Genomic DNA, 14,478 nt, shown 5'->3' with positions numbered 1-14,478 from the left:
TGTCAGCGCCGGCGGCGGCGCCGGACGGTGACGGCCGCGGCGGCGCCGACGAGCGCGAGCGCCCCGGCGATCTGCCAGCCGTGGCGCCACCAGTCCAGACCGGGCGTGCTCGGCGCCCAGATGTGGGTGTAGGCGACGTTGCCGAGGGCGACGCCGCCCACCCCACACAGGATCGACAGCCACAGCGGCACCGCGTCGACCTCGACGGGGTCACGGAGCTCGCCGTGGTCCCGCGAGGTCAACAGGGTGCCGAGCAGCCCGACGACGGTGCCGCCGACGAGCGCCCAGAGGATGTCGCTGACGAGCATTGGTGGCGGCTGACGTCAGCCGCGGAAGCCGACCTGGCCGACGACGCTGGAGCCGACCTCGAGGTAGGCGACCTTCGCGGCCGGGACGATGATGGTGCGGCCCTTGACGTCGGTCAGGGTGAAGACGGAGTCGGCCGCCAGCGCCTGGGCCAGGAGCTCCTGGACGTGGTCGCCGGTGACGTCGGTGTCCACGACGAGCTCGCGGGGCGCGTGCTGCACGCCGATCTTGACCTCCACGGGGTCCTCCTTGTGATGGGGTGATGGGTTCTGCGGGGGATGGTGCGGGAACGGGAGCCCGGGCCGGGCGGTCAGTCGGTGCGGGGGTACCCGCGGATGCCGCGCCAGGCGAGCCCGGCCACGAGCGCCGCGGCGTCGGGACGCGAGATGCCGCCGGCCTCCGCGAGCCAGAACCGCGCGGAGACCTGGGCCATTCCGACCAGGGAGACGGCGAGCAGGCGCGCGGCGGGCTGCGGCAGGTCGGTGTCCTCGGTGATGACCTCCGCGATCATCGCGGCGCACTCGGTGGTCACCCGCTCGGTGTGCTCGCGCACCGCGGGCTCGCTGGTCAGGTCGGACTCGAAGACCAGCTTGAAGGCGCCGGACTCGCTGGCGACGTAGTCGTAGAAGGCGTCGATCGCGGCCGCGACGCGGACCTTGTTGTCGTGGCTGACCTCCAGCGCACGGCGGCAGTTGTCGATGATCGTGTCGCACGAGGCGTCGAGCAGCGCGAGGTAGAGGTCGAGCTTGCCGGGGAAGTGCTGGTAGAGCACCGGCTTGGAGACCCCCGCCCGCTCGGCGATGTCGTCCATCGCGGCGGCGTGGTAGCCCTGTGCCACGAACACCTCGAGTGCGGCCCCGAGGAGCTGGGCGCGTCGCTCGCGGCGCGGCATCCGTGCGCCACGGGGGCGGCCGCTGTCGACGTCGTACTGCCCTGCGCCCACCTGTGCTCCTCAACGAGTCCGATCCCGAGTGTCGTGGGGACCCTACCGGCCCGTAGCGCAGGTCCGGATGACGGGACGCCGTGCCGGGCCTCGGAAGGCGAGGAGGGAACATGGTGGTGTCGTGCGGCGTTGTGCCGTGGACGGTCGCGGCTCCGGTCGCTGTCGTCGACGACTACCGAGACGAACCCTTGCAAGGAGCATGTCGTGTCCTTTACTCCCCTGGTGGAGCCGGCGGACGAGCTGACCATCGACGAGGTGCGTCGCTACAGCCGCCACCTGATCATCCCCGACGTCGGCATGACCGGGCAGAAGCGGCTGAAGAACGCCAAGGTGCTGGTCATCGGCGCCGGCGGCCTGGGCAGTCCCGCGCTGCTCTACCTGGCCGCGGCCGGCGTCGGCACGATCGGCATCGCCGAGTTCGACGAGGTCGACGAGTCCAACCTGCAGCGCCAGATCATCCACGGCCAGAGCGACATCGGGCGCCCCAAGGCGGAGTCGGCACGCGACGCCATCCAGGAGGCCAACCCCTACGTCAACGTCGTGGTGCACAACGAGCGCCTCGACAACGACAACGTGCTTCAGGTCTTCGAGGGCTACGACCTCATCGTCGACGGCACCGACAACTTCGCGACGCGCTACATGGTCAACGACGCGGCGTACTTCTTGAAGATCCCCTACGTCTGGGGATCGATCTACCGCTTCGACGGTCAGGCGTCGGTCTTCTGGCCGCATGCGACCGACGAGAACGGCGAGTCCGTGGACGCCCCGTGCTACCGCTGCCTCTACCCCGAGCCGCCGCCGCCGGGCATGGTCCCCAGCTGCGCCGAGGGCGGCGTGCTCGGCGTGCTGTGCGCCTCGATCGGCTCGATCCAGGTCAACGAGGCGATCAAGCTGCTCACCGGCATCGGCGACCCGATCGTCGGCAAGCTGATGATCTATGACGCCCTGGAGATGGAGTACCGCAAGCTGCGCGTCCGCAAGGACCCGAACTGCGCGCTGTGCGGTGAGCACCCCACCGTCACCGGCCTGATCGACTACGAGACCTTCTGCGGGGCGATCTCCGACGAGGCCGCCGACGCCGCTGCGGGCTCGACGATCTCGGTGGTCCAGCTCGAGCAGATGCTCAAGGAGCGCGAGGAGGGCACGCGGGACTTCGTCCTCGTCGACGTCCGCGAGCCCAACGAGTACGAGATCAACAAGATCCCCGGCTCGGTGCTGATCCCCAAGGGCGAGTTCCTCAACGGCTCCGCGCTGGAGAAGCTGCCCTCCGACAAGCAGGTCGTCATGCACTGCAAGAGCGGTGTGCGCTCGGCCGAGACGCTGGCGATCGTGAAGGGCGCCGGCTTCGCCGACGCCGTCCACGTCGGTGGCGGCGTGGTCGCCTGGGTCAACCAGATCGACCCCAGCCAGCCGTCGTACTGAGTCCGGCGGCAGGTCCCAACCTGCTCCTCGCGCTGCCCCGTCCGGTCCGCCGGGCGGGGCAGTGTCGCGTCCGGGCGTAACCCGGCGCGGCTCCGCGCGTTGGAACTGACGAACGTCGCGCTTGATCCTCATCGACCCGCCGGGGGGCGGGGAGGGCGCTCCGGGTCGACGGCGGCCCGGAGCGCCTCCATCCGGCGGGCTGGCCTACCGTCGAGGCGTGCGTCATCCCGAGGACTACGTCGAGGCCGTGCTGTCGCTCGTCGAGCAGGTGCCGCCCGGCCGGGTCACGACGTACGGCGCGATCGCGGCGGCGCTCGGGCGCTACGGGCCGCGCCGGGTCGGTGCGGTGATGGCCGAGCACGGGGCCGCGGTGCCGTGGTGGCGCGTGGTCCGCGCGGACGGCACGGTGCCCCCGGGGCTGGCGGCGCGGGCGCGCGAGCACCACCTGGCCGAGGGCACGCCGTACCGGTCCTCGGGGGCGGTCGACCTCCGCATAGCCCGTTGGCCGGACCTAGACCCCGCGCCCCGCGGGCAGTAGGTCCCGCCGGGTGTGAACCTCCGACTCTCCCCGGGAAGACCCCACCAGCGGCACGGTGGAGTCATCAGAGAACGCCCCAGCCGAGCAGAACAGGAGGAGCAGCCATGAACGTCCACACCACCCCCCGAGGTCAGCGGCACGGCAACGGCTCGCTCGCCGACCAGAGCCAGGTCCAGCCCGAGCTGGTCGCCCCCGACACCCCCGGCGCCCGCGCCGCCCGCTACGTCGGTGCCGTGCTCCGCATCAGCCTCGGCTGGGTCTTCCTGTGGGCCTTCCTCGACAAGCTGTTCGGCCTCGGCTTCGCCACCGAGCGCGACGCGTCGTGGATCAACGGCGGCAGCCCGACCGAGGGCTTCCTCTCCTTCGGCACCTCCGGCCCGTTCGCCGATGCGTTCCAGAGCCTCGCCGGGCACACCGTCGTCGACGTCGCGTTCATGGTCGGTCTCGCCGGCATCGGCCTGGCGCTGATGCTCGGCATCGGTGTCCGGATCGCCGCCGTCTCCGGGGCCCTGATGCTGGTGCTCATGTGGGCCGCCGCGCTCTGGCCGGCGAACAACCCCTTCATGGACGACCACCTCATCTACGCCGGCCTGCTGGTGATGCTGGCCCTCCTCGACAGCGGACGCACCCTCGGCCTCGGTCGCCTCTGGTCCAGCCTGCCGCTGGTGCAGCGCCACCGCTGGCTGATCTGAACCTCGCCGATCCGATCCGCAGCCCCCGGGACCTCGTCCCGGGGGCTTCTTCGTGGGCGTGGGCGCTCAGCGGAACCGGCCGGCGTACGCCGCGGCCCGGCGCAGGTCGGCGACGCGTCGCTCCCAGGTGATGCCGACGACGCTCAGCACGGTGCCGGCGGCGGCGATGAGCAGCCACTGCGGCGGCGCGGCGGCGTACGGCGCCAGCTCGCGCAGCACCACCAGCAGTCCGGCGACCGCGCCGACGGCGAACGGCGCCTGCCAGCGCAGGTGGGCCCCGCCCAGGACGAGCACCAGGCAGGCGAGGCCGAGGAGGGCCGCGCGCAGCGAGACCGGGTCGCTGGCCAGCACCACCAGCAGCGTCGGGACGGTGCCCAGCACCAGCCCGGGCAGGAGCACGCGGGTGCTCGGCACGCTCGGGTCGTGGCGCATCGCCCGGAGGCCGAGGAGCGCCAGCACGATCGCGCTGGGCAGGGTGTAGGCCTCCGGCGTGCCCACCCCGAGGTCGGCCAGCCGCACCCAGGTCGCTGCGGCGAGCAGCACGCCGCCCACCGCGCCCAGCTCGCGCCGGGCGTGGACCAGGGCGACACCGGTGACCAGGGCGCCCGAGACGCACAGGTGCACCGCCAGGGACCACGACTGGTCGGGCGCGGCGAGCACCCCGGCGGACGCGACGGGCACCGCGAGCGCCGCGGCCGACACGAGCAGCTCGAGGCGGGGCCGGGCCAGGGCGAGCAGCCCGAGGACCAGCAGGACCACCAGGCTCACCAGGTCGAGGTGGGCGCCGGCGAGGTCGCCGACGGCCAGCACCAGCAGCCCGGCCGCCGGCGGCAGGACCGCGGGGCCCGGGACCCGGTCCTGCGCGGTCATGGTTCCGGTGAGCGCCCCGAGGAGCAGCAGCGCGCCCGCGGCCAGGGCCGCGCTCGGCAGGCCCACGAGCACCGCGGCGGCCAGCACGACGACGCCCGTCACCTGCCACGTCGTACGACCGCGGCGGAGGCCGAGTGCCCCGGCCACCGCACCCGGCACGAGCAGGGCGACGACGACCGGCCACCGGTCGGCGCTCTCGAGGGCGACGGTGCCCGCGCCGGCGAGGGCGAGGACCAGCGCGCCCGGGGCGAGGGCACGACGGTCGCGCAGCCCCGGCGCCGCCGCGAGCGCGGCCAGCGCGAGGCCCGCGACGGAGGGGATCAGCAGCGCCGGCGCCAGGGGGAGGGATACCGCGGGCAGCGGCGCGGAGGCGGGGGAGCCGAAGAGGGCGAGGCCGGACAGGGACCGGGCGGTGGCCGCTGTCAGGAGCGTCAGCACGACCACCGTGACGGGGAGGGCCGCGGTGACCGCGGCGACCAGGGGTGCGGTCGCCCAGCGGCGCGGGGCCCGGGCCAGCAGGCCGCTCCAGACGAGAAGGGCGCCGAGCGCTGCCGCGGCCGCGGTCGAGGCGGGCTCGTCGAGCACGGGCAGCAGGAGCACGCCGGTCAGCGTCACGGCGCTGGTCGCCGCGCACACCTGCTCGAGCAGGCGGTGGCCCGGCACGACCACGATCCCCAGCAGCGGGAGGGCGGCGGTGAGGAGCAGGACGGGTCCCGTCGAGCTCGTCCAGAGCGCGCCGAGGGCCGGGTCGTCCAGTCCGCGGGCGAGGCCCGCTCCGAGGAGGGCGAGCCAGGCGGGCACCGCCGCCAGCGAAGCTGCGGTCGCGAGCGGCGCCGTACCGGTGCGGCGGGCGAGCGCCACGACGGCGAGGAGCAGGAGCACCGCGACGAGCGCGACCGGGCGCACCCAGCCGGTGTCCACCGCGGTCCCGAGGGCGCACACCGAGATCCCGGCCGGTACCGCCAGCTGCGGGGCCACCAGCCGCGCGGGCGGCAGCAGCAGCACCCACCCGCCCACGGCGAGCGCCGCGCCCACGGCGGCGAGGGTCTGGGCGCCGGAGCTCCCGGCCAGCCAGCCGGCCGCCGCCGCGCCGAGGACGTCGAGCGCGAGCAGCCCGAGGGCGACGGTGCTGAGAGACTCGGCGGCCGTCCGCAGGCCGCGGTGTGCCGCCCAGGCGCCGGCCCCCGCGCTCCCTGCGGTGAGGGCGAGCAGTACGCCGGTGCGCCCGCCGATGCCCAGCCACGACCAGGCGACGGCCAGGAAGGTCACCGCGGCCACCAGCAGGCAGAGCGCGCCCAGCGACAGCAGGACCGCGGGCACGGACGCGGCGCGGACGCCGGTGCGGCGCGGCGTACTCGAGGCGGTTGCCGGATACGCCGGGTACGCCGCGGGTGCGGGTGCCGGGGCGGGTGCGGGGCTGCGACGGAGCGCGATCAGCAGCATGTCGGCGTGGCGCAGCGTGGCCTGCAGCTGCACGGCGAGCGGCCCGGTCAGGGGCAGCGCGCACGCGCCGCACTGCGAGGGCGCCGGCCCGATCGGCGCGGCGCACTCCGGGCAGGTCGTGGGGTCGTAGAAGCGAGGCATGGGGCCATGCCACCAGCGGCGCGGCGCCACCGGCAGCGTGCGCCTGCTCAGCCGCACTGAGTACGCGCACTCAGGGCGGCCCGGCAACGTCCGTGAGTCGGCGCCCATGGCGGGGCGGCGCGCCGAGGGACGGACCGGATCGGCGGACCGGCGAGTAACCACCAGACTGGGCGGGTGCTCTACCGCGCCCTCCACTCGATCGTCCCGCCACTCGCCCGCGCGGTCTGGCGTCCGACGGTCCGGGGCCTGGAGAACGTCCCGCGCACCGGCCCGGTGATCCTGGCCAGCAACCACCTCAGCTTCGTCGACTCCGTCGTGATCCCGGTGGTCGTGCCGCGCACCGTGGTGTTCCTGGCGAAGTCCGACTACTTCACCGGCACCGGCGTCTCCGGGGCGATCAGCCGGGCCTGGTTCGAGGGGCTCGGCATGCTCCCGGTGGACCGCGACGACTCCCGCGCCGCGATCGCCAGCCTGGACACCGCGCTGGAGGTGCTCGGCCGTGGCGAGGCGTTCGGCATCTATCCCGAGGGCACCCGCTCGCGCGACGGTCGTCTCTACCGCGGGCGCACCGGCGTCGCCCACCTCGCGCTCACCGCCGGCTGCCCGATCGTCCCGGTCGGCCTGGTCGGCACCGAGCGGGTCCAGCCGGTCGGCGCGCGGCTGCCCCGGATCGTGCCGATCACCGTGGAGTTCGGCCGCCCTATCGAGGTGGCCGGCCGCTTCGAGGGGATCCCCCTGGGCAAGGCCCGGCGCCAGCTCACCGACGAGGTGATGAGCGCCGTGCAGGCGCTGAGCGGTCAGGAGTACGCCGGGGTCTACAACGAGCGGACGCCCGAGGTCTGAGGGCACGGGCGGATGTCCTTCCGCCTGGCGACGGCGCTCAGCGGAGGCACCGGGCCCGCAAGTCTTTACCTTCGGAGAGCACGAGACCCCTTCTCGTCGAACGTGCGTTCGAGTAGAATGAGGCATGGCCGACCACGAGCTCCCCGACTGCGGCACCCCAGCCGCCGTGCTGGCGTTCGCGCAGGAGCAGCGGGCTGCGGCCCAGCGGGCGGAGTTCGGGGTCCTGGAGGCCGCCCTGGCCTGGGCGGTGATGCACCCGGCGGAGTCGATCTCGCCGCAGGCGCCGGCCGCGGCGTGGGTCTTCGCTGAGGTGGCGGTGCCCCTGGGTGGTGAGGGGACGCCGCTGGTGGCGGAGTTCGCGCCGATGGAGCTCGGGGCGGCGCTCGGGATGTCGAACGACGCCGCCCGCGCACTGGTCGGTGCCGCGCTCGAGCTGGCGCACCGGTTGCCGCGGACCTGGGCCCAGATGCGTGCCAGTGCGGTTCCGGTGTGGAAGGGCCGCCGACTCGCGCAGCTGACGCTGCGGCTGCCAGTCGAGGGTGCGGACTTCGTGGACCGCCAGCTCGCCGGAAGGGTCGGGAAGGTCGGCTGGGCCGGCATCGAGCGACTCGTCGACCACGCGCGTGCGGTCTTCGACCCCGAGGGCGCGGAGAAGCAGCGCCGCGAGGCCGCGGACGGCCGCCGCTTCGACGTCCACACCCGCGAGGCGACCCACGACGGCACGGTCCGGGTGGAGGGCGAGCTCGACCTGGCCGATGCCCTCGACCTGGACACCGCGATCCGCCACGGCGCCGAGGAGCTCGCCGCGCTCGGGTCGACGGAGTCGTTGGACGTGCGCCGCTCGATGGCCGCCGGGGAGTTCGCCCGACGCCAGCTCGCCTTCGACCTGCGGGGCGAGGCCGGTGAGGGCGCCGCGTCGGCGGTCAAGCCCCGCCAGGTCGTCATCCACGTCCACCTCTCCGACGCTGCGATCTCCCGTGATGAGGCCGGGATCGCGCACGTCGAGGAGACCCGGTCGATCGTGTCGACCGAACAGGTCCGCGACTGGTGCGCCAACCCCGAGACCCAGGTGGTGATCAAGCCGGTCATCGACTTGGATGCCCATCACCACACCGACGCCTACGCGATCCCTGACAAGCTCACCGAGCAGACCCGTCTGGCCCAGCCGGTGTGCGCGTTCCCGTGGTGCGAACGCCCGGCCCGCAGGTGCGACACCGACCACGTCACTGCCCACGGTGACGGTGGCCCGACCTGCAGTTGCAATCTGGCGCCGTTGTGCCGGCGACATCATCGGGCGAAGACCCACACGGCGTGGACCTATGACAGGACCGACGCCGCGACGTACCTCTGGCGATCCCCGCACGGGCTGCACCTGGTCAAGGACCGCGGCGAGACCCGGCTCGTCACCGCACATCCGCCGGACGAGTAGATCGACCGCCCCGGACCCCGCCAGCCGACGCTGGCGGGGCCACACCCGTGTCCGGGTCGACGTTCCTCGGACTCCGGTCTCGACAAGCTCGACCAACGGACGTCCGCTCGACCAACGGACGTCCGCTCGACCAGCGGACGCCTGCTCGACCAGCGGACGCCTGCTCGACCAACGGACGCCCGCTCGACCAACGGACGCCCGCTCGACCAACGGACGCCCGCTCGACCAACGGACGCCCGCTCGACCAACGGGGGCCGAGGGCGCCCCAGGGGTCGCACACCCACCGGACGAGTAGGTCGACCGCCCCGGACCCCGCCAGCTGACGCTGGCGGGGTCGCGGCCCTGCGCGGGCCGCGAGCGAGAAGGTCGGACCCCGGTGTTCAGGCAACGGAACCTCAGCCACGAGCTGGCGCGTCTACGTCTTTGAGGACCACGACAGGAGCAGGGGCGGGATGACCCGGAACGACGAGTTCAGCGAGTACGTCGCGGCGAGATGGCCGCGGCTCGTTCGCGCTGCCGTCCTGCTCGGCTGTTCGCCGGCGGAGGCCGAGGACGTGGTGCAGGCGGCGCTGATGCGCTGCCTGGTCCACTGGCGCAAGGTGGAGCGGGCCGATGATCGCGACGCGTACGTGCACCGCGTGCTCGTCAACACCTTCGCCTCTTCGCGCAGGCGGCACTGGACCCGCGAGCACGCCACCGCCCACATGCCCGAGACGCCCAGCCTCGACCACACGGTGGCCATCGACACGGCCGACGCGGTGCTGCGCAGCCTCGACCGGCTCAACCGCGACCAGCGGACGGCCGTGGTGCTGCGCTACTACGCCCACCTGAGCGAGCAGCAGATGGCGGCCGTGCTCGGCGTGGCGACCGGCACCGTGAAGAGCCGCCTGTCGCGGGCGTTGAAGGTCCTCGCCGAAGACCCCCACCTGGCCGAACTGCGAGGCACACCATGACCGACGAGCACCTCACCGAACTACTCGAGCGCGCCGCGGGCCGCGTGCACGTCGGGCCGGCACCCGTGGACACCATGGTCGGTGCGGCCGACCGCGTGCGCCGACGCCGTGCCCTCACGCTGGCCCTGGCCAGCGCCGCGGCAGTCGTCGCCGTCGCCGGCGGAACTGCTGTGCTCTCCTCGACGGGCGGTGCACCAGGCCCGCAGCCGCCCGCCGCATCCCCTACCCCTGCCGCTCCCGCATCCGACGTGCGACTCGTCGGGCTCGGCCACGCCGCCATCGCCGTCCCGCAGAGCTGGGGCACGAACGAGACCCGGTGCGGGGTGCCGCAGAAGGACACCGTCGTCATCGACGTCGGTGTCATCCCGCTCTGCCTCACCAACCGTCCCCGAGGCGTCGACAGCGTCGAGGTCACGCAGGGCAAGCCGCGCTTCGACTTCACCGCCGATGAGACCTTCACCCTCGATGGCATGGAGGCGCAGCGCCAAGGGACCCGCTGCGCGCCCGACGTCGGCGACACGCAGGTCTGCAACGGAACGGTCCACCTCCCGTCGTTGGGCGTGTCCTTCCGCGCCGAGTCCTCCACCAGCGCAGCCGACGTCGACCGCATCCTGGAGCAGATCCGCATCGCGGACGACCAGGTCGGCGTGCCCGGATACCAGACCCTCTCTGTCCACGAGCAAGAGAGCGCCGGCGAGAAGTACCTCGACGCGCTGCGCGAGGCAGGCTTCAACGCCGAGGTCCAGACGAAGAAGATGCCCGGCGTCGCAGCCGGCTACGTCCTCGGGGCCTCACCGCAACCGGGCACCATGCTGGACCCCGGCGCCGTGGTGACCGTGACCATGGTCGCCGAGCCCGAGGGACCCGCCGACGAGGTGCGGGTCGGGATGGCCGCCGGTGAGGGCGACACGGCGCTGGAGGACGCCCAGGTCCGGGCCGGCGCCACGCTCAAGGTCGATGTCGGCGATCGCGTCTGGGCGTACGCGGACGGCAACCGTGCCGGCACCCTCGCCGGCGAGCTTGACGGCAGCTCCCTGGCCGTCGACGACTGGAAGCAGGGACCGAACTACCCACACTCCTGGGTGGCGATGGCGCCCGGCCGTACCACCGTGACGCTGACCATCACCGCCGACGGAGAGCCCGTCGTCCTGGGCACGGTCACCGTCATCGTCAGCTGAGCAGCGATCGCCCGAGGCCTGAGCCGGAAGGATCCGGCCCTGGCCCCGGGCGACCGGGGGAGCGTGCTGATCAGGCCTGCGCGCGCTCGCGGGTGAGCTCGGCGAGGCGGGCGAGCGCCTTCGGGAAGATCTCTTCGGGCGGGGTGACCAGCCCGGCGCCGACCTGGCCGACGCCCGCGACCTTGCCGGCCATGCCGGTGTTGATCTGCGGCAGGATGCCGGTGCGGCAGACGCGGGTCACGTCGATGCCCGTCGGGGTGCCCTGGAAGTCCAGGACGGGCACCGACCAGCGCGGGTTCTCCGCGAGGGCGATCTCGTGCATGCGGCGGGTGGTGGCGAGGGCGTCGGGGACGGTGCCGCCGACGAGGCGCACGATCGCGGGGGCGGTGGCCATCGCGAAGCCGCCGATGCCGGCGGTCTCGGTGATGGCCGAGTCGCCGATGTCGGGGTTGGCGTCGTCCGGGCCGTAGTCGCCGAGGAAGAGCCCGTCGGCGAGCTGGGCGGGACCGGTGAACCACTCATCGCCCGTGCCGGCGGTCTGGATGCCGAAGTCGGTGCCGTTGCGCGCCATCGCCACGACCATCGTCGAGCCCTCGATGCCGCGGGCCGCGTCGAGCGCGAGCTTGCAGGCGGGCATCGCGAGGTTGAGGAAGAAGTGGTCGTTGCCGCCGATGAAGCGCAGGCCCTCGGCGACGTCGGCGGGGCTCAGCCCGCCGCCGCGCTCGCTCTCCAGCACCATCGCGGGGGCGAGGTCGCGCAGCAGCATCAAGGTGCCGGCGCGGTTGCGGTTGTGCGCCTCGTCGCCCATCTGGAGCATCTGGGTGAGGATGCCGGTCACGTCCACGGGACCCGCGGAGTCGCGCACCGCGCGCACCGAGCCCTGCAGCAGCGGGCCGAGCACGTCACGCATCCAGCGCAGCCGCTCGAGCACGTCGGGGGAGTAGGCGCCGTAGCGCAGCACCTTGCCCAGGCCCTCGTTGAGCGAGCAGTGGGTACGCCGCCCGGTCTCGACGTCCTCGAGGACGAACATCCACATGCTCGGGGTGACCACGCCGGCCATCGGGCCGACGGTGCCGCGGTGGTGGCAGGGCTCCAGGGAGACCGACGAGCCGGCCTCGAAGAGCGCCGCAGCGTCCTCGGGGTCCTCGACCAGGCCCTCGAAGGCTGCGCCGCCGAGCAGCGCACCGCGCAGCGGGCCGGACGCGCGGTCCCAGGTGATCGGCGGGCCGGCGTGCAGGAACTGCCCCGGCTCCAGGCCGAGCGCCTCGGAGGCGGGCACGACGTCGACCAGTCGAGCCGTCACGCCGTGGTACGCCGCGACCGCGCGGGCGTTGGCGTCACGGCGCAGCGGGTCGGCCGCGACGGTGGCCAGGTCGGACTCGGTGCCGGGCAGCGGCGGGCGCCAGTCCACCCGGGCGACGTCGACGGCCTGGCTGGCGACGGCGTCGGCGAGCAGGTCGGCGCCGACGTTGACGACGGAGGACACGGGGGCGGTGGGGGTGCTCATGCGCGGGCCTCCAGCAGCTCGAGGGCGCGGCGGGTCGCGCCGGCGTTGGAAAGGTGGACCTCGGCGCCGGCCTCGGCCAGCAGCCGGACCTGCCGCTCCAGGTCCTGGGGGTCGGCGCCGGTGCCGACCACCGTCACCAGCACCGGGGCGGCGACGGCGGCGAGCGCAGGCGCCAGCGAGCCGGCCGGGTCGTCCTCGGCGCCGTGGCCGAGCACGACGTCGAGCAGCACGACGCCGGTGCGCGGGTCGGCGCCCACCCGGGCGAGGTGCTCCAGGCGCAGGGTCGGGTCGATCATCGGGTGCGCACGGCCGGTGGTGAGCTCGTCGTCGCCGAAGTCCACGACCGCGTGGGTGTCGCCGGCGAGCGCGGCGGGCGCGCTGGTGACCTCCCCGAGCGCCTCGGCGGCGATCAGGCGGGCCTCGCCGGCCAGCGTGCCGCCGGCGAAGAGCCCGCGCAGCAGCGGGCCGGTGGCGGCGCGGGCGCTGCCCCACACCGGCCAGGCCGGGACCGGTACGCCGAGCCGCGTGAGCACCCGCTCCGCGGCGGCGGTCAGGTCGGGCTGCCCGGCGCCGAGCAGCGCGAGCTCCACGGGGGTCTCGAGCGACGCGGCGTACTGCTCCAGCTCGGTGGCCACGGAGGCGGCCGGGGGCTTGGAGACCACGACGACGAGCTCCACGTCGGCGTCGGCGTCGAGGCGGCGCAGCCCCTCGCGGGTGGCCAGGCCACCCACCTCCGCGGACAGGTCGCGGCCGCCGACGCCGAGCGCCGAGGTCACCCCGACGCCCGCGTGGTCGAGGAGCGAGAGCAGCTGCTGGCAGCCGGTGCCCGAGGCGGCGACGATGCCCACCGGGCCCGGTCGCACCACGTTGGCGAACCCGAGACCGACGCCGCCGACGACGGCGGTGCCGCAGTCCGGGCCCATCACGAGCAGGCCGCGGTCGGCGGCGATGCGCTTGAGCGCGACCTCCTGCTCGACCGGGACGTTGTCACTGAAGATCATCACGTCGCGCCCGGCGTCGAGGGCGTCCATGGCCTCGACCAGCGCGTGCTGGCCGGGCACCGAGACCAGCGCGACCGCGCCGTCCTCGGCGTCGCGCAGGGCGGTGGCGGTGGTGCGGTGCGGCGCGACGTCGGCGCTGGCACCGGTCGAGCGCTTGCCGGCCGCGCGCAGCGCCTCGTCGACCGCGGCGAGGGCACCGGCGAGCGCGTCCTCGTCGTCGACGCGCACCGCCACCACCATGTCGTTGGGCCCGGCTGCGTCCGGCACCGCGAAGCCCATTGAGGTCAGCACCTCGATGTTGAGCGGCGTGGCCATCGCGACCTGGGCCGCGCGGACCCCGGCGACCCCCTGGACGCTGCGGCTGACCTGGAGCAGGGCGACGGAGTCGGCGTACGCACCCGAGCGCAGCTCGACGTGGGACGTGCCGGTGCCGGGACCGGTCTCGGAACTGACGGCTGTGCTCATGCAGCGACCTCCGCCCGGATGCCGAGGGCGGTCAGCGCGCGCCGGGCGCCGCGCAGCAGACCGAGGCCGGAGGTGTGGCCGATGGAAGCGAGGGTGGCCGCGGCCGCGGGCTCCCGGGGGGTGCCCAGGGAGCGCAGCCAGTCCGCGAACTCCGCGAGCACCTCGCCGCGCACGGCGCAGTCGAGGAGGGTCGCGGAGAGCAGGGTGGTGCGGTGCGCGAGCGCGCGGACCGCGTCGTCGACGTCGGGAGTGGCCACACCGGCGGCCCGGTGGGCGCCCAGCCAGCCGCACAGCACGTCGTCGCCGTACGGCGTGAGGCCGTCGCCCACGCCGACCAGTGCGGCGACCTCGTCGGCCGACAGTGGCGCGGGGCCGGCGGCGAGGACCCCGGTCAGGCGGGGGACCCGGACGTCGCGGATCCGCCCGATGCGCAGCGCCGCGTCGTCGAGGTGCAGCACCCCGTCGCGGATCGCGGCGCGCCCGGCGGCGGGCACGAAGTCCCCGGCCACCTGCAGCGCGCACGGGACCGCGGTCGCGGTGGCGGCGACCACGCCGACGCAGTTCCCCTGCACCTCGACGTACACCGCCTGCGAGCCGCGGTGCACCACCGGGGTCGTGCCGTCGGGCTGGGCCGCGAGGAGGTCGCGGACGCGTGCCGGCGCGCTCGCCGCGATCACGGCGGTGGCCGTGGCGGACGAGGGGGAGGGAGGCACGTCCTCGACGCTAGTGGCGCGGCGGCGTGGGGCA

Annotated in this window: 14 protein-coding genes; 7 read left to right on the top strand and 7 right to left on the bottom strand. The window is 74.4% G+C overall.

Annotation, left to right across the window (positions count from 1 at the left end):
- Positions 1 to 2: 2 nt before the first annotated feature.
- The 3 genes from HBO46_RS15085 to HBO46_RS15075 all read right to left on the bottom strand — a co-directional run bounded on the left by HBO46_RS15085 (position 3) and on the right by HBO46_RS15075 (position 1,198).
- Positions 3 to 308: a hypothetical protein gene (locus tag HBO46_RS15085; RefSeq protein WP_166133152.1), complete on the bottom strand. Its 306-nt coding sequence runs from the start codon at positions 306 to 308 to the stop codon at positions 3 to 5.
- A 15-nt stretch (positions 309 to 323) separates the two neighbouring features.
- Positions 324 to 545 carry a DUF3107 domain-containing protein gene (locus tag HBO46_RS15080; RefSeq protein ID WP_166133150.1) on the bottom strand — a complete coding sequence of 74 codons (222 nt, stop codon included), beginning with the start codon at positions 543 to 545 and terminating at the stop codon, positions 324 to 326.
- Between the two features lie 71 nt (positions 546 to 616).
- Positions 617 to 1,198: a TetR/AcrR family transcriptional regulator gene (locus HBO46_RS15075; protein ID WP_166135922.1), complete on the bottom strand. Its 582-nt coding sequence runs from the start codon at positions 1,196 to 1,198 to the stop codon at positions 617 to 619.
- A 255-nt stretch (positions 1,199 to 1,453) separates the two neighbouring features.
- Between HBO46_RS15075 and moeZ the strand changes: the two genes are divergently transcribed.
- The 3 genes from moeZ to HBO46_RS15060 all read left to right on the top strand — a co-directional run bounded on the left by moeZ (position 1,454) and on the right by HBO46_RS15060 (position 3,901).
- A complete protein-coding gene (gene moeZ / locus HBO46_RS15070; RefSeq protein ID WP_166133148.1) occupies positions 1,454 to 2,671 on the top strand; it encodes an adenylyltransferase/sulfurtransferase MoeZ in 1,218 nt (405 codons plus the stop codon).
- A gap of 217 nt (positions 2,672 to 2,888) precedes the next feature.
- A complete protein-coding gene (locus tag HBO46_RS15065) occupies positions 2,889 to 3,209 on the top strand; it encodes an MGMT family protein (RefSeq protein WP_166133146.1) in 321 nt (106 codons plus the stop codon).
- Positions 3,210 to 3,313: 104 nt separating this feature from the next.
- Positions 3,314 to 3,901: a DoxX family protein gene (locus HBO46_RS15060; protein ID WP_166133144.1), complete on the top strand. Its 588-nt coding sequence runs from the start codon at positions 3,314 to 3,316 to the stop codon at positions 3,899 to 3,901.
- A gap of 66 nt (positions 3,902 to 3,967) precedes the next feature.
- On the opposite strand, the gene HBO46_RS15055 is transcribed toward HBO46_RS15060, so the two are convergent.
- On the bottom strand, positions 3,968 to 6,355 hold the full coding sequence (locus HBO46_RS15055) for an SCO7613 C-terminal domain-containing membrane protein (protein ID WP_166133142.1): 2,388 nt from the start codon (positions 6,353 to 6,355) through the stop codon (positions 3,968 to 3,970).
- A 174-nt stretch (positions 6,356 to 6,529) separates the two neighbouring features.
- Here HBO46_RS15055 and HBO46_RS15050 point away from each other — a divergent pair, with 174 nt between their 5' ends.
- The 4 genes from HBO46_RS15050 (at position 6,530) to HBO46_RS15035 (ending at position 10,758) form a co-directional block, all read left to right on the top strand.
- On the top strand, positions 6,530 to 7,198 hold the full coding sequence (locus tag HBO46_RS15050) for a lysophospholipid acyltransferase family protein (protein ID WP_166133140.1): 669 nt from the start codon (positions 6,530 to 6,532) through the stop codon (positions 7,196 to 7,198).
- 124 nt (positions 7,199 to 7,322) lie between these two features.
- On the top strand, positions 7,323 to 8,627 hold the full coding sequence (locus HBO46_RS15045; RefSeq protein WP_166133138.1) for an HNH endonuclease signature motif containing protein: 1,305 nt from the start codon (positions 7,323 to 7,325) through the stop codon (positions 8,625 to 8,627).
- Positions 8,628 to 9,079: 452 nt separating this feature from the next.
- Complete coding sequence (locus tag HBO46_RS15040) at positions 9,080 to 9,580, top strand: SigE family RNA polymerase sigma factor (RefSeq protein WP_166133136.1); 501 nt, start codon at positions 9,080 to 9,082, stop codon at positions 9,578 to 9,580.
- The gene (locus tag HBO46_RS15035) at positions 9,577 to 10,758 is read left to right on the top strand and encodes a PASTA domain-containing protein (RefSeq protein ID WP_166133134.1); all 1,182 of its coding nucleotides are present in this window, start codon (positions 9,577 to 9,579) and stop codon (positions 10,756 to 10,758) included. The genes HBO46_RS15040 and HBO46_RS15035 overlap by 4 nt, the downstream gene beginning before the upstream one ends.
- Before the next feature lie 70 nt (positions 10,759 to 10,828).
- Here the strand turns inward: HBO46_RS15035 and HBO46_RS15030 are convergent, their stop codons facing one another.
- Genes HBO46_RS15030 through HBO46_RS15020 form a run of 3 tightly spaced genes read right to left on the bottom strand, consistent with a single transcriptional unit; the run spans position 10,829 to position 14,444 of the window.
- Positions 10,829 to 12,265 carry a YlbE family protein gene (locus tag HBO46_RS15030; protein WP_166133132.1) on the bottom strand — a complete coding sequence of 479 codons (1,437 nt, stop codon included), beginning with the start codon at positions 12,263 to 12,265 and terminating at the stop codon, positions 10,829 to 10,831.
- Positions 12,262 to 13,731: an FdrA family protein gene (locus HBO46_RS15025; RefSeq protein WP_166133130.1), complete on the bottom strand. Its 1,470-nt coding sequence runs from the start codon at positions 13,729 to 13,731 to the stop codon at positions 12,262 to 12,264. The genes HBO46_RS15030 and HBO46_RS15025 overlap by 4 nt, the downstream gene beginning before the upstream one ends.
- Positions 13,728 to 14,444 (bottom strand): DUF2877 domain-containing protein, encoded by a 717-nt coding sequence (locus HBO46_RS15020; protein WP_166133128.1) that lies wholly within the window; start codon positions 14,442 to 14,444, stop codon positions 13,728 to 13,730. Before HBO46_RS15020 ends, HBO46_RS15025 begins: the two co-directional genes overlap by 4 nt.
- Positions 14,445 to 14,478 lie beyond the last annotated feature (34 nt).

Origin of the sequence: Nocardioides ochotonae (assembly GCF_011420305.2) — a bacterium.
Lineage (GTDB): Bacteria > Actinomycetota > Actinomycetes > Propionibacteriales > Nocardioidaceae > Nocardioides > Nocardioides ochotonae.
The sequence above is the reverse complement of the archived record's forward strand: the minus strand, read 5'-3'. Positions and strand labels throughout refer to the sequence as shown.